13 protein-coding genes are annotated in these 18,319 nt (G+C 54.2%); 7 read left to right on the top strand and 6 right to left on the bottom strand.

Features of this window, described 5'->3' with window-relative positions; genetic code table 11:
- Window positions 1-182: 182 nt before the first annotated feature.
- Both B1H58_RS20885 and B1H58_RS02275 read left to right on the top strand, forming a co-directional pair.
- Complete coding sequence (locus tag B1H58_RS20885; RefSeq protein ID WP_208615332.1) at window positions 183-1,100, top strand: ribonuclease domain-containing protein; 918 nt, start codon at window positions 183-185, stop codon at window positions 1,098-1,100.
- Between the two features lie 2 nt (window positions 1,101-1,102).
- Entirely contained in the window at window positions 1,103-1,393 is a 291-nt protein-coding gene (locus B1H58_RS02275; protein ID WP_085067786.1) for a barstar family protein, read from the top strand.
- Window positions 1,394-1,565: 172 nt separating this feature from the next.
- Here the strand turns inward: B1H58_RS02275 and tehB are convergent, their stop codons facing one another.
- Genes tehB through norV form a run of 3 tightly spaced genes read right to left on the bottom strand, consistent with a single transcriptional unit; the run spans window position 1,566 to window position 5,048 of the window.
- Window positions 1,566-2,429 carry an SAM-dependent methyltransferase TehB gene (tehB, locus tag B1H58_RS02270; RefSeq protein ID WP_085067785.1) on the bottom strand — a complete coding sequence of 288 codons (864 nt, stop codon included), beginning with the start codon at window positions 2,427-2,429 and terminating at the stop codon, window positions 1,566-1,568.
- Between the two features lie 14 nt (window positions 2,430-2,443).
- The gene (norW, locus tag B1H58_RS02265; protein ID WP_085067784.1) at window positions 2,444-3,577 is read right to left on the bottom strand and encodes an NADH:flavorubredoxin reductase NorW; all 1,134 of its coding nucleotides are present in this window, start codon (window positions 3,575-3,577) and stop codon (window positions 2,444-2,446) included.
- A gap of 4 nt (window positions 3,578-3,581) precedes the next feature.
- Window positions 3,582-5,048: an anaerobic nitric oxide reductase flavorubredoxin gene (norV, locus tag B1H58_RS02260; RefSeq protein WP_085067783.1), complete on the bottom strand. Its 1,467-nt coding sequence runs from the start codon at window positions 5,046-5,048 to the stop codon at window positions 3,582-3,584.
- 157 nt (window positions 5,049-5,205) lie between these two features.
- Between norV and norR the strand changes: the two genes are divergently transcribed.
- The 4 genes from norR to B1H58_RS02240 all read left to right on the top strand — a co-directional run bounded on the left by norR (window position 5,206) and on the right by B1H58_RS02240 (window position 10,930).
- Window positions 5,206-6,723: a nitric oxide reductase transcriptional regulator NorR gene (gene norR, locus B1H58_RS02255; protein ID WP_085067782.1), complete on the top strand. Its 1,518-nt coding sequence runs from the start codon at window positions 5,206-5,208 to the stop codon at window positions 6,721-6,723.
- Between the two features lie 140 nt (window positions 6,724-6,863).
- Window positions 6,864-8,243, top strand: coding sequence for a glycoside-pentoside-hexuronide (GPH):cation symporter (locus B1H58_RS02250; protein ID WP_085067781.1), 1,380 nt, complete (start codon window positions 6,864-6,866; stop codon window positions 8,241-8,243).
- On the top strand, window positions 8,240-10,282 hold the full coding sequence (locus B1H58_RS02245) for a glycoside hydrolase family 31 protein (RefSeq protein ID WP_085067780.1): 2,043 nt from the start codon (window positions 8,240-8,242) through the stop codon (window positions 10,280-10,282). Before B1H58_RS02250 ends, B1H58_RS02245 begins: the two co-directional genes overlap by 4 nt.
- A gap of 3 nt (window positions 10,283-10,285) precedes the next feature.
- Window positions 10,286-10,930 (top strand): Rpn family recombination-promoting nuclease/putative transposase, encoded by a 645-nt coding sequence (locus B1H58_RS02240; protein WP_335671926.1) that lies wholly within the window; start codon window positions 10,286-10,288, stop codon window positions 10,928-10,930.
- A gap of 149 nt (window positions 10,931-11,079) precedes the next feature.
- On the opposite strand, the gene B1H58_RS02235 is transcribed toward B1H58_RS02240, so the two are convergent.
- The 3 genes from B1H58_RS02235 to B1H58_RS02225 all read right to left on the bottom strand — a co-directional run bounded on the left by B1H58_RS02235 (window position 11,080) and on the right by B1H58_RS02225 (window position 16,390).
- A complete protein-coding gene (locus B1H58_RS02235; RefSeq protein WP_085067779.1) occupies window positions 11,080-11,874 on the bottom strand; it encodes an SIR2 family protein in 795 nt (264 codons plus the stop codon).
- On the bottom strand, window positions 11,871-12,431 hold the full coding sequence (locus B1H58_RS02230; RefSeq protein ID WP_085067778.1) for a non-canonical purine NTP pyrophosphatase: 561 nt from the start codon (window positions 12,429-12,431) through the stop codon (window positions 11,871-11,873). Before B1H58_RS02230 ends, B1H58_RS02235 begins: the two co-directional genes overlap by 4 nt.
- Before the next feature lie 155 nt (window positions 12,432-12,586).
- A complete protein-coding gene (locus B1H58_RS02225) occupies window positions 12,587-16,390 on the bottom strand; it encodes an NAD(P)-binding protein (protein ID WP_085072215.1) in 3,804 nt (1,267 codons plus the stop codon).
- A gap of 791 nt (window positions 16,391-17,181) precedes the next feature.
- On the opposite strand from B1H58_RS02225, the gene zapE reads away from it, so the two are divergent.
- The gene (gene zapE, locus B1H58_RS02220; protein ID WP_237172442.1) at window positions 17,182-18,213 is read left to right on the top strand and encodes a cell division protein ZapE; all 1,032 of its coding nucleotides are present in this window, start codon (window positions 17,182-17,184) and stop codon (window positions 18,211-18,213) included.
- Window positions 18,214-18,319 lie beyond the last annotated feature (106 nt).

Here is an 18,319-nt window from a genome sequence, read left to right as displayed (position 1 = left end):
AAATACTAATGGCGGGGCTGTTGCTGACTGCTAAGATGCGGCTGTGCAGATCGGACGATCACGGTATGGCGGTAGCGTGTCTGGGCTGAAAAAGCGCGTCGGGGCAAAAAGTTAGCGACGCAGGTACGCATCAGCAAAACTCGACTTTAACACATGTAAAGTACAGTGAAAAAACGGCTGCGGTGAGGGACAGCGCGTCGAACGAAGTTGTTGTTGAGAATAATTTCCTGAGTGATAAGGACATCACGACATTCACCGAAAAATACGCGAATGCGAAGACGGATGAGGAAAGAGAGCAGCTTCTGTCTGACCTGAAAAAGCTGGACGCAGCGCAGCAGGCGAAGGCACTGGCAACAGGGATTTCGGTTAACGACCAGAAAGCGGAGCTTGCGAATCTGAAAGTGCTGCAGGCGTCGCCGGACTGTAACGCGCAATGCCAGAAACTGGCTGCTTATTCCATCTCTGAACTGGAACCGGTAGCGAATAATACAGGATTGCAAAAAAACAACCTGAGTAAAGCAGTTCTTGCATCGGTGATCGTTGCGTTTGCACTAGATAAGCCATTATCAGGAAATGGAAAAGCTTCTCAGGGAGCAGCTACGGCAAGTAAGTCTGATACGTCGGCTATTGATAATATTATTAAGGGCGGTGAACAGGCGGGGAAAACAGAGGTTGTTGCCGCAAATGTTGCAAAAAACACCAGTAATGTTGCTCATAATTCTGTTAAATATGCGGGCCTAAAACTGGATCTGAAAACTACTGAAGCGGCAAATGAAGTAGTGGAAAGTCTGCGCAACACTGGGCAGTTACCTCAGCATTATTTGAATAAAACGCAGGCAGCGGCTAATGGTTGGAAACCTGGTAAGGCATTAAACAATACGACTCCTGGCGGTCAGTTAGGTGGGGATGTCTTTGAAAATTCGACAAATCTATTACCCTCAGCGCAGGATAGAGTATGGCGAGAAGCCGATATAGGATTAAATAATACTATGTCAAGAAGCAACCAACCAGGAACAAGGTTATTATATTCAAATGATGGTTTGCTTTATATAACGACTGACCACTATGAAACTGCGACTTCAATAGGTAAGTGGAAGTGAGTATGAGTGAAATAATTTTAGAGGGGAAAACAATAAGAAATGAACATGACTTCCATAAAGTTATGTCCTTGCTATTAAATTTTGGCCCTTACTATGGAGGCAATTTTGATGCTCTCAGAGATCGGCTAAGTAATGATGTAGAAAGACCAGTAACGATAACTTGGCTAAACTCCGAGCAATCAAAAAAATATCTTGGTGAAGGCTTTGATAAAATTGTTCAAATCTTCGAGCAAATAAAACAACAAGACATTCGATTTAACTGGGATGAGAAATTTGATTATATCTTGAAGTAAATGAGAATCCCGGCCAACTGGCCGGGATTTTTTTTCTAAGCCCTGAAAAATCATTTTCCCGCCGCTGCAACCAACCCGTTTATCTGGCTAAGCCGCGTCGGTTATTTAATCTGGCTGACCGCCGCATGGCTCAGGTAAGCGCTACCCGCAGTACCGTTGAGCAGACAGATACTCAAACCGGCTTACGCGCCAGCAGCGTAGCGAAGCGCAGCTTAATACGATTACCTTGCGCGTCGGTTTTATGCAGCGCGCCGGGGTTCTCGTTGTACTTCAGAATATCCCAGCCGTCATAATAGCCCAGAAGCTCGCTGCGGCTAAAGGTAAAGGGGAACGGCATCGGGCAGGGATAGTCCGGCGTGCTCATTGCCGCCACAATCAGATTGTGGCCGCCCGGCGTGGTGGCCTGCTGCATCTGAGCAATCAGCCCCGGGATCGTCTCCGGCTGCAAAAACATCATCACCACGGTAGAGAGCAGAAAATCGTACTGCTTCTTAATCGTGACCTGATTTAAATCGCACTGCTGCAGGTGAATCCCCTCCAGCGCCTCGGTGGCAATAATCTGCCGCAGGCCGTTCAGGCTGTCGCTGTTTTTATCCCAACCCTCGACCTCAAAACCCTTTTGATGCAGATAAAGCACATTGCGCCCGTTGCCGCAGCCCAGATCCAGCACGCGCCCCGGCGGAATGATTTTTGCCGCTTCCACCACCTCAGAATGCGTCGGCGTTAGCTGATAGCGGCGGTGATAGTAATCCTCCGGCTTGCAGTAAAGCGCCAGCTGGCACTCCATGTCAGGGCTGAAACCGGTCACGCGATGCAGCTGCTCCGGCCCCAGGCGCGGCGGGCGGGAATCAGCGGTTAAAGTTAAGGTCTCGGTTATCTCGCCCAGTTCAGTCAGCAAGGCGAGATCCAGCGTGCCTTTATACAGCTTCGGCTGCGCCCAGCTGCCCGCCTCGGTGCGGTAAGGCTGCTGCCAGGCGGGCGGTAAGGTATCACTGTTCCAGCGCGGCAGCGTTTGATAACAAATCAGGTCGGTCATGTTTGGCTCCGTGTTTAACGGGTTAACTGTTTCAGCAGGGGAAGCGCCTGCTTCATATGATCTTCACTGACCACGAACGCTTTGAGCTGTCCGGCAGCGTCCACTCCTTTCGCCACAATGCCCGCTTTACTGAACTGCATCTCCCAGTTCAGATCGGGATCGCCCGCGCGGCCTGCCAGGTGCAGCGGCAGATCCGGCGTTTTAACCCTTACCAGCATCGCTGGCAGGCTCAGGCTGGCGCTGTTACCGGTCAGGTTTTTCGCCAGCGTCATCGCTGCCAGCTGAGCCGGTTGCAGGTACGGCATCAGTTTGCCCTGGATCTCTGCACAATCGCCCAGCGCAAAAATATCGGGATGCGACGTGGTTAGCCGATCGTCTACCACAATGCCGCGCCGCGTGGTCAGGCCCGCCTGTTGGGCCAGCGCAATGTTCGGACGCAGGCCAATGGCGCATACCGCCGCATCGCAGGTGATCTGCTGGCCGTTACTCAGCGTGGCGACCAGCGTATCGTGATAGCGCGCCAGCGAAGCCAGTTCGCTGTTAAAGCGCATCTCCACGCCTGCTTGTAGCAGGCGATGTTGCAGGCGGCCGCTGATTTCCGGCGGCATCAGTGCGGATAACAGGCCGCCGCTGCGATCGATGACCGTTACCTGTTTACCGGCGCGGTTAAGATCCATCGCCAGTTCAGTGCCGATGAGTCCGCCGCCAAGCAGCAGCACGCGTTGCGCGCCCTGCAGGCTCTCTTCACACTGCCGATACTCCTGCTGGCTGTTCAGGGTATACATCAGCTCGCTGCCGCTGACCGACGGTACCAGTGCCTCGGCTCCGGTAGCCAGCACCAGCTTGCCGTAGGCGAAGTCGCCCGCCGTGGTCTCAATGCGGTGCGTGGTAGCATCAATACGCGTTACCCGCGTATGCGGATGCAGCATGACGTTGTTCTTCTCCGCATACTCGGCGGCGGTGACGCGGGTCAGATCGTCGGCCCGCTGCGCCAGAGAGAAAACGTGGCTCAGTTCTGGCTTATGGTATTCATCGCAGCTGTCCGCCGCGATCAGGCGGATAGCTATCTCTTTATTCTGCTGACGCAGATTTTTAATTAATTGTCGGGCGGCAAAGCCGGAGCCGATAATGACAATATCTGATGACATAATCTTAGCCCTCGTACGGGTCAAAAACGTCTTTACCCATGCCGCATTCCGGGCAGAGGAAGTCGTCCGGCACGTCAGCCCAGGCAGTGCCCGGCGCAACGTCCTGAGAATCTTCGCCGGTCGCCGGGTCATATACCCACAGGCATACGCTACAGACCATCTTTTGTTCAGCATCGCCTGCGGCGGCGCTTTCCGGCGCGGCGCTAACCGGCACATCCAGCGCGGCGGCAGGTGCAGCGGCAGGCTCCGGCTGGGCAACGTTTTCCGGCAGCGGAGAGAGTGCCCACTGACGCGCAATAGTGCGGCCATGCTCACGGCACGCTTCCAGCGCTTTGCCGTCCGGACGCCATTTAGTTTTCAGGCTAAGGGACATCTCAAAGCCTGCGTCCTGTAAGCGGGTAGAGAGGCGATCCACCGCGCCGCCGCTCCAGCCGTGCGAGCCGAAGGCGCTGGCGTGTTTGTTGCGAAAGCGCAGACCGGTCATCTCTTCGACCAGACCAGCGATTTTTGGCATCATCACGTTGTTCATGGTGGAGGTGCCGACCAGCACGCCTTTTGAGCGGAACACGTTGGTCAGCACTTCGTTTTTATCGCTACGCGCCACGTTAAAGATTTTCACCGCTACGCGTGGGTCAACTTCGTTAATGCCCTGAGCAATGGCGTCGGCCATCATGCGGGTGTTGTTGGACATGGTGTCGTAGAAGATGGTGATGCGATCTTCCTGGTAATCCGCCGCCCACTTCAGATACAGCTCAACAATCTGCGTCGGGTTATCGCGCCATACCACGCCGTGAGACGTGGCGATCATGCTTACCGGCAGGTTAAAGCCAAGGATTTCATTGATTTTCGGCGTTACCAGGCGGCTGAACGGCGTCAGGATGTTGGCGTAGTAGCGCTGGCACTGCTCAAACAGCTCAGTCTGGTCTACTTCGTCATTGAACAGATGTTCATCGCAATAGTGCTGACCAAAAGCGTCGTTACTGAACAGCACCGCATCTTCGGTCATATAGGTCATCATGCTGTCCGGCCAGTGCAGCATCGGCGTTTCCACAAAGATCAGTTTTTTGCCGTTACCGATATCCAGCGAGTCGCCGGTTTTCACCACGTTAAAATTCCACTCCGGATGATGGTGATGACCATTAATTGAATCGATAGCGTTTTCGGTACAGTAGATCGGCGTATGGGGAATACGCGTCATCAGCTCGGTCAGCGCGCCCGCATGGTCTTCTTCCGCATGGTTGATGATGATGTAGTCGATTTTATCCAGATCGATTTCCTGCATCAGGTTGGTCACGAATTCACGGCTGAATTTATGATCGACGGTATCAATCAGGACGTTTTTCTCTTCTTTGATCAGATAGCTGTTGTAGCTGCTGCCTCGCAGCGTTTTATATTCGGTACCATGAAAATCACGTACTTCCCAGTCACGTTGGCCTACCCAGGTAATGTTATTTTTAACGTGAATGCTCATTTTGGTTCCTCAACAGGTTCATAAAGTTTCTTTACTTAGTGCATGCGGCGTGCCAACTTTTATTTAATTGATATTTAAGATTTTTTATTTTTATAATTGTTAAAGTGACAATTGAGGTTTATTGTGTTTTCAACAATGACATTGTGGAAAAGACAGTATGACAATCTCAGTTGAAGGCCTGGCCGCGCTGGCGGTAGAGATCCAGAACGGACTTTCCCGCTCCGATCGTTTTAGCCGGATGATCGCCAGTATTCATCACCTGCTGCGGTGCGATGCCACCGCGCTGTTGCGCTATGAGGCGCAGCATTTTCGTCCGCTGGCGACCGCCGGACTGGCACCAGATGTAATGGGGCGTCGTTTTAAAATCGAGGCGCATCCGCGTCTGGAAGCGATTGCCCGCGCCGGAGATGTGGTGCGTTTTCCGGCCGACAGCGATTTACCCGATCCCTATGATGGATTGATCCCCGATCGGCATGAGCTGCATGTGCACGCCTGCGTTGGGTTGCCGCTGTTTTCCGGTCAGGATCTGATCGGTGCGCTGACGCTGGACGGCATGAATGCCAGCCAGTTTGATGATTACAGCGATGAAGAGCTGCGGGTGGTGGCAAGCCTGGCCGGCAGCGCTCTGAACAACGCGCTGCTGCTGGAACAGCTGGAGCAGCCGGGCAACGCCTTTACGCTCAGCGCTCACCGGCAAAGCACAGGCGAAAGCAGCGAAATGATTGGCGAGTCGTTGCCCATGCAGCAGCTAAAGAAAGAAATTGCGGTGGTGGCGCCTACCGATCTTAATGTGCTGATCAGTGGTGAAACCGGTGTGGGGAAAGAGCTGGTGGCGCAGGCGCTGCATCGCCAGTCGGCGCGTGCTGCCAGCCCGCTGATTTATCTGAACTGTGCGGCGCTGCCGGAAACGGTGGCGGAAAGTGAGTTGTTCGGCCATGTGAAAGGAGCCTTTACCGGTGCGGTACACGATCGTACCGGCAAGTTCGAAATGGCCGATAACGGTACGCTGTTTCTGGATGAAATTGGTGAGCTGACGCTGACGCTACAGGCAAAATTGCTGCGGGTACTACAGTATGGCGATTTGCAGCGCGTCGGCGAAGACCGACATCTGAAGGTGGATGTGCGCATTCTGGCCGCCACTAACCGTGACCTGCGGCAGGCGGTGGCGGAGGGCAGCTTCCGCGCCGATCTGTATCATCGTCTGAGCGTTTTTCCGTTGCAGGTTCCGGCGCTGCGCGAGCGCGGCGAGGATATTATTTTACTGGCCGGTTACTTCTGTGAAAAATGCCGGGTGAAATTTGGCCTGCAGCATATTGCGCTGAGCGCGGCGGCACGCAACATGTTGAGCGGCTACGGCTGGCCCGGCAATATCCGTGAACTGGAACATGCTATCTATCGCGCCACTATCGTTGCGCAGGCGGATGCCCGCAACGGCGATATTTTGCTGATGCCGCAGCATTTTTCCCTCGATAGCGCCACGAAAGTGGCAGCGACGCCGCCGCTGGCAGAAACCCTGCCGCAGCAGAGCCTGCAGGACGCCACGCGGGATTTTCAGCGGCAGTATATTTTGCGGGCGCTACAGGCCAGCAATAATAACTGGGCTGCCTGCGCCCGGCGGCTGGAAATGGACGCGGGTAATCTGCACCGTCTGGCACGCCGGTTAGCGCTGAAGTAACGTTGTTACCCGTATCACATAAAATAAAAAACATAAGACTTTAATCAGATCCCGCAATTGTTGTTGTTTGCCTGGCTCCCTATAACTGCCTTTCAGAGCCAGGGAGGGTGCCCCTTTGCAAACCAACAAGGCGGACCAAGATGCGAGCAACCTTATCGGTTAAAGAAAAAGTCAGTTACGGTCTGGGCGATATGGCAAGCCATATCGGCCTGGAAAACGTTATTATTTTTCTCACCTTCTATTACACCGACGTGGTCGGCTTACCGGCAGTGTTTGTCGGCACGCTGTTTCTGCTGGCGCGCATTGCCGATGCCATCGTTGATCCGGCGATGGGGCTGATCGCCGATCGCACCCATACGCGCTGGGGTAAATTTCGTCCCTGGCTGCTCTGGCTGGCGGTGCCGTTTGGTATCAGTTGCCTGTTAATTTACGCCGTCCCTGAGTCGCTGTCGCTGACCGGCAAGATGATTTACGCCAGCGTAACCTACTGCCTGATGATGCTGCTTTATACCGCCATCAATATTCCCTACTGTTCGATGGGCGCAATCATCACCTCTGATGATACCCAGCGTATTTCTCTGCAATCTTACCGCTTTTTCCTCGCCACGCTGGGTGGTGCGATGTCCACTTTCCTGATGATCCCGCTGGCGGAGTGGCTGGGCGGCGGCAATAAGCTGGATGGCTATTTCAACGCCATGGCGGTGATGGCGAGCCTGGCGGCGGTGATGTTTTTGCTCTGCTTTTTCAACACCCGCGAACGCGTTAGCGTCAAAGGCACGCATGAAAATTTCCGTGCCGATCTGCGCGATATGTTGCGCAACGACCAGTGGCGTATTGTCGCGCTGCTGGTGTTTTTTAATATCGCCTTCGGCGTGGTGCGCCTTGGGGCGATGATGTATTACGTCACCTATTATCTGGGCGATGCCAGCCTGTTTATGTGGCTGCTGGCCGCGCATATTGTTGGCAAATGCGTCGGTAGCGGGCTGGCGAAGTGGATGACCCGGCGTCACAGCAAGCTCACTGCCTTCACTTTTAGCGCCGTCGCCTGCGGTTTGTTAAGCATTTCCATTCTCTTTCTGCCAGCAACGCTGACGCTGCTGGTGGGCATGACCTTTATCGTTTCCAGCTTCTATCAGGTCACCACCACGCTGATGTGGGTCATGATGTCCGATGTGGTGGACTACGGCGAATATCGTCAGGGTAAACGCATGGACGGCACCATTTTTTCCACGCTGCTGGCGGTGCTGAAAATGGGCATGGCGGTGAGCGGAGCGATTGTCGGCTGGACGCTGGGGCTCAGCGGCTACGTGGCGCAGGCACCGCAGCAAAATCCTGCCGCTATGCTGGCTATCATTGCGCTCTTCTCCCTGATCCCCGGCGTGCTTTCACTCTGTAGCGCCCTGACGATGCGCTGGTATCGGCTTAATGACGACACGATGCGCCAGATTAACCAACATAAAACCGTGGCGGCGCAGTCCGCTGCCGGATCAAACGCTTTGCAGCCACAGGAGTTGTCATGAGTGAATTACGTGCGGAAGCGCACCGTCTTATCTGGCAGTTCGATCGCCAAACGCTGATTATCGAGCCGTGGGGAGAGAACAGCCTGCGGGTACGCGCCAGCTGCCAGCCTGACATTGCGGATACTGACTGGGCGCTGCTGCCAGCGGCACCGCTGCCGGTAGAAATGACACAAGGAAACGAGACGCTTAGCCTGCGTAACGGCAATATTACCGCCACGCTGAACCAGCGCGGCCAGCTGGCTTTTTATAATCAGCACGGCGAACTGTTGCTGGAAGAGTTCTGGCGTCAGCGCACCACGGTAGGTATTGGTGCCACGGAGAAAAGTCAGGATAAATATATCAGCGCGCTGAAGCTGGATGGTCGCGAGTTCCGTCCGATTCCGGGCGGCAAATATCAGCTGACGGTGCGTTTCGAGGCGCGGCGTGACGAAAAGATTTACGGGATGGGGCAGTATCAACAGGAGGGGCTGGATCTCAAAGGGTGTACGCTGGAACTGGCGCAGCGTAACTCGCAGGCCAGCGTGCCTTTTATGGTTTCCAGTCTCGGCTATGGCTTGCTGTGGCATAACCCGGCTATTGGCGAGGCGACCTTCGGTAAAAATATTACCCGCTGGCAGGCGCAGGTCACCGATCAGATGGATTACTGGATCACCGCCGGTGATTCACCAGCGCAGATTGTGCGTCAGTATGGTCGCGCGGTAGGCACCGCGCCAGTGATGCCCGATTTTGCTACCGGCTTCTGGCAGTGCAAGTTACGCTACCGCACCCAACAGGAGGTGCTGGAGGTGGCGCGCGAGTACCGCAGGCGTCAGCTACCGCTATCGGTCATTGTGATCGACTTTTTCCACTGGCCGAATCAGGGCGACTGGTGCTTTGATCCGCTCGACTGGCCGGATCCGGCGGCGATGGTCAAAGAGCTAAAAGAGATGGGCATCGAAACCATGGTCTCGGTCTGGCCGACGGTGGATAGCCGAAGCGCCAACTATGCGCGTATGAAATCGCGGGGACTGCTGGTTAACAGCGATCGTGGCGTATCGGTTAATCTGGATTTTCTCGGCAACACCACCTTTTTTGATGCCACGCATCCGGCGGCGCGAGAGTTTGTCTGGCAGGAAGTGCGGCGCAACTATTACGATCTCGGTATTCGTACCTTCTGGCTGGATGAGGCGGAGCCGGAGTATCGTGCCTACGATTTTGATAACTATCGCTACCATCTGGGGCCGGTGCTTGAGGTGGGAAATATCTATCCGCAAAAGTTTGCGCAAGGCTTTTGGGAAGGCCTGCAACAGCAGGGCGAAACAGAGATCGTCAACCTGGTGCGCTGCGCCTGGGCGGGCAGCCAGCGTTATGGCGTGCTCGCCTGGTCGGGAGATGTCCACTCCTCATTTCATGCGTTGCGTAATCAGTTCTTGGCTGGTCTGAATATGGCGATGGCCGGTATTCCCTGGTGGACCACCGATATTGGCGGCTTTCAGGGCGGAAATATTCACGATCCCGCTTTCCATGAACTGCTGATCCGCTGGTTCCAGTGGGCGGTATTCTGTCCGGTGATGCGTCTGCACGGCTACCGTGAACCGCAAATTCAGCCGCAAGAGGCCTGGCGTAACGGCATTGCACAATGCAACAGCGGTTCGCCGAATGAGGTCTGGAGCTATGGCGAGGAGAACTACGCGCTGATGAAGGATTGTCTGCTGTTGCGCGAGCGTCTGCGGCCCTATATCCGTCAGCTGATGCAGGAAGCGCATCAGCTGGGCGATCCGGTGATGCGTCCGCTGTTTTATCACTATCCGCAGCAGGGGGAGAGCTGGCAGACAGAAGACCAATATCTGCTGGGCCGGGATTTGCTGGTAGCGCCGGTATTGCATGCCGGGCAGCGTGAGCGCCGCCTTTGGTTGCCCGCAGGCGATCGCTGGATTACGCGCAGCGGGACGCAATATCAGGGCGGTCAGTGGCTGACGGTAGAGACGCCATTGCATGTTATTCCAGTGCTGGTACGTGCCGAGGCTGACCCGGCGCTGGTGGCGGCGCTGCGCGCCTGATTAATCGTAACCCTTTGCCTGAGGAATAAAACCTCAGGCAATCAACTTAGCCAGAAACGCGCCAGCGTCTTATATGGCGCATCCTCCTTCGAAACCACCCGCTGGCTGGATGAGTTTGATGATCCGGCACTGGCAGAAAAACGTTATAGGAGCGCTTTCCCACTGGTGGATATCACTGTAATACCTGACGATGAGATTATGAACCATCGCAGCATGGCAGCACTTACGCTGCTGCAAAAACATATTCACCAGCGTGACATCGCTACTCTGATTGATCGTCTGGCTACGCTGCTGATGGCTGATTATCTCTCTTCACCCCAGGTAATGGCACTGATACACTATCTGTTACAGGCAGGTGAGTCAGCCGATGCCGAAACCTTTGTTCGAGAACTGGCACAGCGTGTGCCGCAACACGGAGACGCACTTATGACCATCGCACAGCAGCTTGAGCAGAAGGGGATTGAGAAAGGTATCGAAAAGGGGATTGAGAAAGGTATCCAGCTTGGTGAACAGCGCGGCATTGAAAAAGGGCGTAATGAAGGCAAACTTGAAGTTGCACGCAGCCTGCTGAAAATGGGCATGTCTCGCGAGTCTGTTTTGGAAGCCACCGGCCTTACTGAACACGAGCTGGCACAGCTTCGTCACTGATGTTTCACTTTTTACACTCCCTGCCTGGTCGTCAGCATTAGAGTAAAATGTCGGCCACATAAAGGGAGCGTGCGCTGCTCTTCCAGCAAAAGAGGCGATTTACCCCATCTCCTCTTTGTGGCCGTGCATAGCCACCCGCAGGGTAAGCCTCAGGCAATCAGCTCAGTCAGAAAATCCCCCAGCGCCTTACGCGGATCATCTTCCTCTGAAACAATCATCTCAATACCCCACTGGCCTAATACCTCTTTCGCCACCGGATTACTCCGGTTAGTAAACAGATAAGAAGTAGGACGGGCAGAAGCCAGTCCGGTACGGCCCCACATTTTTGTCAGGCGATAGAACAGCAGGCGGATATTAAAATCGCTGATGCTGTAGCCGACAAAAAGCACAGAATTGCCCATGACATCGTGCGTCAGTTTAATATCCAGCGGTGAATCAAAATAGAGACGTTCAAAATAGCTGCTTTCATCCAGCACAATAGAGGTATCGTCATCAAAATCGCCGTGCAGCTTAATAATATGACGGCGGTTTTCAGTAAGTGAAACCAGATCGGCAGCGTTTGCCACTTTGTAATAGGGCACCTTGTGCGCGTCGTGCGCCATCTCCAGCCAGCGATCATAGTTGGTGGTATAGATGCGTGAAAAATGTCCCTGGGTAATCATGGTGTGAATTTCTGAGGAACGCACATCAATATCAGGACGGTGCCACTCGCGATCCATCCAGCTGCGCAGCGGACCCAGCGATCCCTTTTTCTGCTTGTAATACTCTGCCAGCGACAGATGGGTGCCATAAGTATTGAAAATTTTCGGATCGTAGCCCAGCTCCTGCGCAAGATGAGCAATCAGCTCATGCCATTCCGGCAGGCCCAGGTTGCGTGAAACGCCTGCCCCGGCGAAGAGAATTAATTTTCCGGCATCGTAGGCACGTTTCAGTTCAGGTTTCATGGCAGATTCCTTGCGGTTTTCAAAAAGGCGGCAAAGCGATCCAGCGCCAGCCGCCGCATGGAAATTTCATGCTTTAGCTCACCCATTTCGGCAAAAGTCTGCGTATGGCCTTCCGGCACAAAGATGCAATCCCAGAGAAATTCACGCGAGCCCGCCGGCTCAGCGATGATCTTACCGCGTACTTCGCCGGAAAACTGATACATTTTGCGCCCGTCACAGTAGCCCAGAACGGTTTTTGCCGTGGCGCTCTGGCTGTCCAGCGCGTGCACCAGCGCGGTAAAGCGATCGGCATCCAGTCGATGCCAAAAAATGCGTGTCAGCCCGGCGGGCAGGCCATTCAGCCCGTCCAGGTAAAGACCGGTATGCTCGACAAACAGTGGCCGCCCAATCAGGGAAAAGGCTTTAGTAAGTTTGTCGTGTACCAGTTCAACTTCATCTTCCGTTTGTATTTCCTCAATCCGACAGGCCACGGGGAGCACTTCTACACCGATGGGCTCAAGGATTTTACGTACTTCGTCCAGCTTGAGCTCATTACTGGAAAGAAACCGTATTTTCATTGCTTCACCTAATTCTGTCTCTGCCGGTATGGTTATGATTATGTGCGCAGGAAAGCGCCGACCGGTGTCAACCAGTGTAGACCAGATAGGGATGGGGAGGCAGCAGGGAAAAGCAGGGAAGGGGCATCGGGCAGAAAACCCGATGCCGGTTAATTTTAGTAGCCGGTTTCCTGGGTTTTCAGCGAGCCTGCGCGCTCTTTAACAAATTCCGCCGCGCGCTTACCCGCGAGAAAAGCGTGATCGGAGTTGTAGTATTCCCACTCGCTGTAGCGCCCCGACAGTAAAATATCCTGCTGTAGCAGCCAGTCGCGAATCAGCGCAATACTGGCTTTACGCGCATGATCGTACACCACGTAGGCATAGGGAATATCAATCTGATTGGCAGTAAGAATCGGGTCATCGGCGGTAATCAAACCCACCGCAATACACTCCTGGATGCAGCGCTGGATTAACGCATCGCCCTCTGCCGGCAGCGGCTTATCCGGCGAATAGCTGATCTCGAAAGTTAAACCGCAGCCCCCGATCGGATTACAGAGCGGACTGGCATTACCCTGTACAAAGATGCGATGAAACAGTGTATCGCCTGGATAATAGATCCAGTGCTTCTCGGTTAGATTGGCGCGTCCCACGCCGATATTGACGCAGCGAATGGAAACGTGGCGCAGTTTTGCCACCGCATCGTGGATCTCCTGCGGCGCTTCATCGCCAATCATCGCAATCAACTGTGGCAGCGGCATAGTGCTGATCAACTGATCGTAGCGATAGCGTCGCCCGTCAGTTAGTACGGCGATATGCTGTTCAGGATGCAGTTCGGCCAGCGTGCTGTTGGTCTCCAGCTCACAGGCGAGATGCGGCAGAAAACCGTTCATCAGCGCCTGGAAGCCGCCTTCCAGCGGATAGCCAAAGCGCGCGTTCGGCCCCATGGGTTTCTCCAGCGGTGCCAGCGCGCCCTCAATGATTTGCGCCAGATCCGGCAGCGGTACACGTCCGCCCAGCCAGGAGGTTTCCATCTCCGTTAGCGGTAGCGCCCAGAGTTTGCGGTTATATGGCAGGGCGAAATGTTTAGCAATGCCGCGTCCCCAGGTACGGAAAATAAACTGTTCAAAGTTCTCTGGCTGTGTCGGCTCTTCCTGTCCAGCGTAGACATCACCATCCGGCACCGTGCCGTCGGCACAGCAATCATGGCGTCTGGTTACCGATTGCGCGCCATTTGACGCTTCTGGGGTTTCATGGCTGACGCCGTAGCGTGCCTCAATTGCGCCAAGGATACACTCTTTAATCACCTCGGCAGGCAGGCCATAGAGTGAACCCTGGAATGGGTAGCGGGTATAAATGCCGTCGTTATAAACCCACGCTTCGCGCATCTGCCAGTGCAGGTTATCGCCCAGCAGCATTTCATACATTTTCAGTACATACGGGTCCTGCGAAAACATGATGTGTCCGGCATAGTCAAAGGTGAATCCTTTGTCCGTAATCGAACGACACCAGCCGCCCGGCGTGGCATTTTTTTCCAGTACTACTGCGCCTTTACCATAATGGTAGCCCGCGCTCAGTCCGGTTGGTCCGGCACCGATAATCAGGCAGGGGACCACCGACTGTTGCTCGGTAGCGGGATTCAGGCGGCGGGTGATTTGCTGCACTTCATCGGCAATCACCGGCATGACGCTTTCCGGTACGGGCGTAGGTGTTTTGGCCGCCCCTTTTTTCATCAGCGAGAACATCTGTTCCGCTGCCGCATCCCACGATGTGGCGGCCACCACCGCCTGCATGCGCTGCGCCAGCTGCTCACGATCGTCGGGGCTGATGCTCAGCGCCCGCTCACAGGCGTGAATAAACTCTTCGGGATGGTAAGCGATGGCGACCAGCTCTGCGTAATGACGTGCGACATCGGTAATCGCGGTGCTGACAATGGGCAGCTGGGCCGCCATATACTCCAGCACTTTGGTCGGGCTGATAAATTTTGTTGAGGCGTTTAAAGCGAAAGGCATCAGGCACACATCCCAGCCGGCAAGAAACTGCGGCAGCGCCTCATAAGGCTGCTGACCCAGCCAGTGGATATTAGCGCGCTGCGGCAGCGTGGCCGGATCGATTTTCACTACCGGACCAACCATCACGATTTGCCATTCCGGGTGCGCATCGGCCAGCGCGGCCACCAGCGCCAGATCGAGGCGCTCATCAATTACGCCGTAATAGCCAAGGCGCGGGTGCGGTAGCATCTGCTGCTGCGGATGTCCGTTGTTGCGATCCAGCGCCTGTTCAAAATGAATGGCATCGACGCTGCTGGGAAAGCAGTAAATGGCGTGATGCTTGTGCTTTTTCGCTTCATACAGGCTGGAGCCACCGGTAAACACCAGATCGGCACGCGCCATCAGCGCCGATTCGCGTTGCTGAAGCTGGCGCGGAGCCATATTAAAGGCGGAAAGCTCATCCATGCAGTCATAAACCACCAGCGAAGGCGTAAAGGGTGTAAGCAGCGGCAGCGCCATCGGCGTATAGAACCAGACAATCGGTTGCTCTTGTTCATCCACCAGTGACGTCAGCAACAGCTGCAGCGTTGCGATTTGGTCATCATGAAAACCCGGCGCGGCGATTGGCGTATGCGGCTGAATAACGGTGACGTTGGGAGCAGGATTCGAATAATGCAGCACCGGCGATCCCGCCTCGTAAATCGGCTCTTCAATAAACAGCACGCGATAGTGCTGTGCCAGACGAGACAGCAAATGTTGCGGGCGCTGAAAAACAAAACCCCAACGCAAATGGCTAAAAACGATCAAAGTCTTTTGCTGCATACCATTCTCCTTATTCTCCGCGGTCGGAGCGATAAATGACTGAAAGTTCTGTAAAGTACGCTGCGCCTGGCAGAGCGCCGTGGCGTAGGGTTGATTGATAATGCGAAGAAAAGGGTCGGGGCCGTGGTGGTCGAGATCCCATAGCCCGCTACGCGGCCAGGTAAGCAAATCATTCCATGCTGGTCGGTCGATAATGGGATAGAGGCAGACGCCGCACAGCTCAGCGCCGCTGAGCTGTGCCTGTGCAATATGAGCGGTCACCTCTGCGATCCAGGCACCGCGCCCGCTGCCTACATGGCTGGTTTCCGAGATCAGGACCGGGCGTTGATAACGCTGATGCAGCTCCGTCAGCATTTGATGCAGCGGCTTGCGCCGACGATCGCCAAGATGCCAGTGCAGCCGATTCATGGAAGGGATTGCCCACTGATTATCGTGATAATAATTCGCACCGATCAGATCGAGATAGTGCGCCGCGCCGCCCAGCTCCGGTGCCAGTCTGCCGCTCAGCATATCCCATGCCTGAAACTGCGCGTTGCTGTGGGACTGTGCCGTCAGCTTTGCCTCTGGCGTGTCTTCTTCTGAGACCAGATGAATAATGGGATCGCAGTGCAGAATGCGCGCCCGGCTGTCGGCCTGCCAGATTGCATCGCAGGCGGCCAGCGTCGCCTTAACCAACTGGCGTTTGCAGGCATCGGCGGGATCGGATTCCGGCAGGTTAGCGCAGGGAAATAGCCCAACGGCAATTCCCCAGCTCAGGAAAGAGATTTCATTTATCGGTGAGTAGATCGGCTGCGTGGAATAAGGCGCAAGGAAACGCACGGTGGCCGCGCAAAAGGCGGCAAAGCGTGGAATAAAATCATCAGAGAAAAGGGTAAGATCTTCTGGCCAGCCATAGTGGCAAAGCGTCCAGCAGATCTGGATATCGTGCTCCTGCGCCGCCTCGATACGCGAAACCAGCGAGGAAAAATCATATTCACCGTTGCGTTCGATAAGCCGCCAGCCCACACTTTCACGCACCGAATTAATATTAAAGGCTTTCAGTGCTGCATAATCCTCTTTAACCCGCATCAGGTGAGCGTTAGTGTCATTCATCGCTAACCGGGTGCCGTGCGGGTTAATATGATCCGCGCCTTCATAACCTGCCTGCCAGAATGAAGCAAAAGGTGTCATCATTATCTCTCCTGCAGCTTTGCCTGCATAAAAAAGCGCGCAGCCACATCTGCTGAATCAAAAATATCGGCAAAAGCCGCTCAAATTTGCAGGCCATTAAAAAGCATGACCAGGAGGCAGAACCTATTGGCTGTATAAGCAAGAGTAGAGGCTGGGGAGCCCTGTCAAATTAATAAAGTGATAAAAGACTAATTACGGTTACGTTTGTTTATAGTGATTTAATTAAATAATTTAACAATGAAAGAGGTTAGCCTAAGTATAGGCAAGCCTGATCGCTGCGCAAGAAATGCGCGCCTGACCCTAATAAGTTAGGAATAACCTTATAGGGGTAAAGATAAAGAAGTGAGTTTTATTAATGCATTTGGCTAAATAAGCGTGACGGCAACAGTGCCAGCTTATTTATTAATAAACGCCGCCAGAGAAAATTAAACCGATAAATAATAGCGTGTTGAGAAATGACTTCGCCTTTTTTCCAGTAATAGCCGGGCATGCTTGTGTTATGGAAAATTGAGCCACTTTAAACACTTTGTTTATAGATGAAAAAAGCAGGAAGGTGAGGGGCAATTGTAAACAGCACGAAGAGTAGATGTGCCGGGGCTCGTTACTGCGTTGCCCCTTCGGCATCACGCATGCGGCGGGCAGAGCTGCCAGATATTAGCGCATGTGGATGGATGCTGAATCCTGTAACCGCATACCGCTTAACGTTTTCCTCTACAGCGCGCCTTCGCCCTGCTGTTATTAGTTTCTGCCCTGGCTATGATAGCGGAGAGATAACGCAACGGGGCAGTGAGATGATGGAAACACGACGGCAGAGTGCATCTGCTTTTCAACAAGTCATGCAGCAGCAGGCCGCAGAAAAAAACATCGTTCTGGACGGGCAACAGCTACAGCTTATTACCCGTCTGGATGCGTTAATCGCGCCGGTGCTGTCACACGCTCAGCGGTTTCATCACGGGCTCTACATCTGGGGCGAGCCGGGACGCGGCAAATCATTTATTGCCGATGCGTTTTTTAACTGGGCACCGCTGGCGCAGAAAAAACGCGTACACTTTCATCTTTTTTTCCGCGAACTGCATCAGATAATTGCGCGCGGCAGTAGCGTTGAGGCCGCGATAGAAGCCTGCATTGGCCGTTGTCAGCTGCTCTGCTTTGATGAATTTCATCTGCATGATATTGGTGATGCGATGCTCATCAAGCCTTTGCTGGAGCAGCTGTTTCAGCGCGGCGTATTGCTGGTTGCGACCTCAAACCATCCACCGGAAAATCTGCTGGCTAATCCGCTCTATCATCAGCGCTTTCTCTCGTCGATTGCATTAATCAGAGAGAAAATGGAGGTCATCGCACTAACCGGAGAAAAAGATTACCGCACGCTAACTCATGAAGCTCAGGGCGCGTTCAGATATGGCGGACTGCTGATTGCCGCCACGCAGGCGCAGCGGCAACGGCTGGAACTGCCTGCCCCGGCAGAAGCTCCGCTGCCGTTAAAGGCAGGCTATCGTATACTTGAAACGCTCTCACCTGCCGGGGCGTTTCTGCATTTTTCTTTCAACGCGCTGTGCGCAGCGCCAACCGCGGTGATGGACTATTTGCAGCTCTGCGAGCAATACCCGCAGTGGCTGGTGGAAGATGTGCCGCCGTTGGCCCGGGTTTCACCCGCCATTCAGCAGCGTTTTATTAATGTGATTGATGTGCTCTACGATCTCCAGTGCCGGCTATTTTTAACCACGAATTATCCCCTGGCGACTCTGACGCAGGGTGTGGAGCTGGATGATATTCAGCGCACCCACAGCCGCCTGAATGTGCTGCCGGTTTATCAGAGATAATGCCGCTGCGCTTGCGTTACGAGTGAGTCAACTATACTGAAACGGTATTCGGTTATTCAGTCACAGCAGCTTATGCTGCTGTATTCACTGAATAATAAGATGATCT

It is taken from the genome of Pantoea alhagi (assembly GCF_002101395.1).
GTDB lineage: Bacteria > Pseudomonadota > Gammaproteobacteria > Enterobacterales > Enterobacteriaceae > Mixta > Mixta alhagi.
This window is presented reverse-complemented; position numbering and strand designations above follow the sequence as displayed.

What these genes read in the sequence shown, in the direction of transcription:
- B1H58_RS02225 (WP_085072215.1), bottom strand. Translation starts at nt 16,390, where the DNA reads ATGACACCTTTTGCTTCATTCTGGCAGGCAGGTTATGAAGGCGCGGAT.
- B1H58_RS02235 (WP_085067779.1), bottom strand. Translation starts at nt 11,874, where the DNA reads ATGAAACCTGAACTGAAACGTGCCTACGATGCCGGAAAATTAATTCTC.
- B1H58_RS02250 (WP_085067781.1), top strand. Translation starts at nt 6,864, where the DNA reads ATGCGAGCAACCTTATCGGTTAAAGAAAAAGTCAGTTACGGTCTGGGC.
- B1H58_RS02245 (WP_085067780.1), top strand. Translation starts at nt 8,240, where the DNA reads ATGAGTGAATTACGTGCGGAAGCGCACCGTCTTATCTGGCAGTTCGAT.
- tehB (WP_085067785.1), bottom strand. Translation starts at nt 2,429, where the DNA reads ATGACCGACCTGATTTGTTATCAAACGCTGCCGCGCTGGAACAGTGAT.
- norV (WP_085067783.1), bottom strand. Translation starts at nt 5,048, where the DNA reads ATGAGCATTCACGTTAAAAATAACATTACCTGGGTAGGCCAACGTGAC.
- norW (WP_085067784.1), bottom strand. Translation starts at nt 3,577, where the DNA reads ATGTCATCAGATATTGTCATTATCGGCTCCGGCTTTGCCGCCCGACAA.
- norR (WP_085067782.1), top strand. Translation starts at nt 5,206, where the DNA reads ATGACAATCTCAGTTGAAGGCCTGGCCGCGCTGGCGGTAGAGATCCAG.
- zapE (WP_237172442.1), top strand. Translation starts at nt 17,182, where the DNA reads ATGATGGAAACACGACGGCAGAGTGCATCTGCTTTTCAACAAGTCATG.
- B1H58_RS02275 (WP_085067786.1), top strand. Translation starts at nt 1,103, where the DNA reads ATGAGTGAAATAATTTTAGAGGGGAAAACAATAAGAAATGAACATGAC.
- B1H58_RS02230 (WP_085067778.1), bottom strand. Translation starts at nt 12,431, where the DNA reads ATGAAAATACGGTTTCTTTCCAGTAATGAGCTCAAGCTGGACGAAGTA.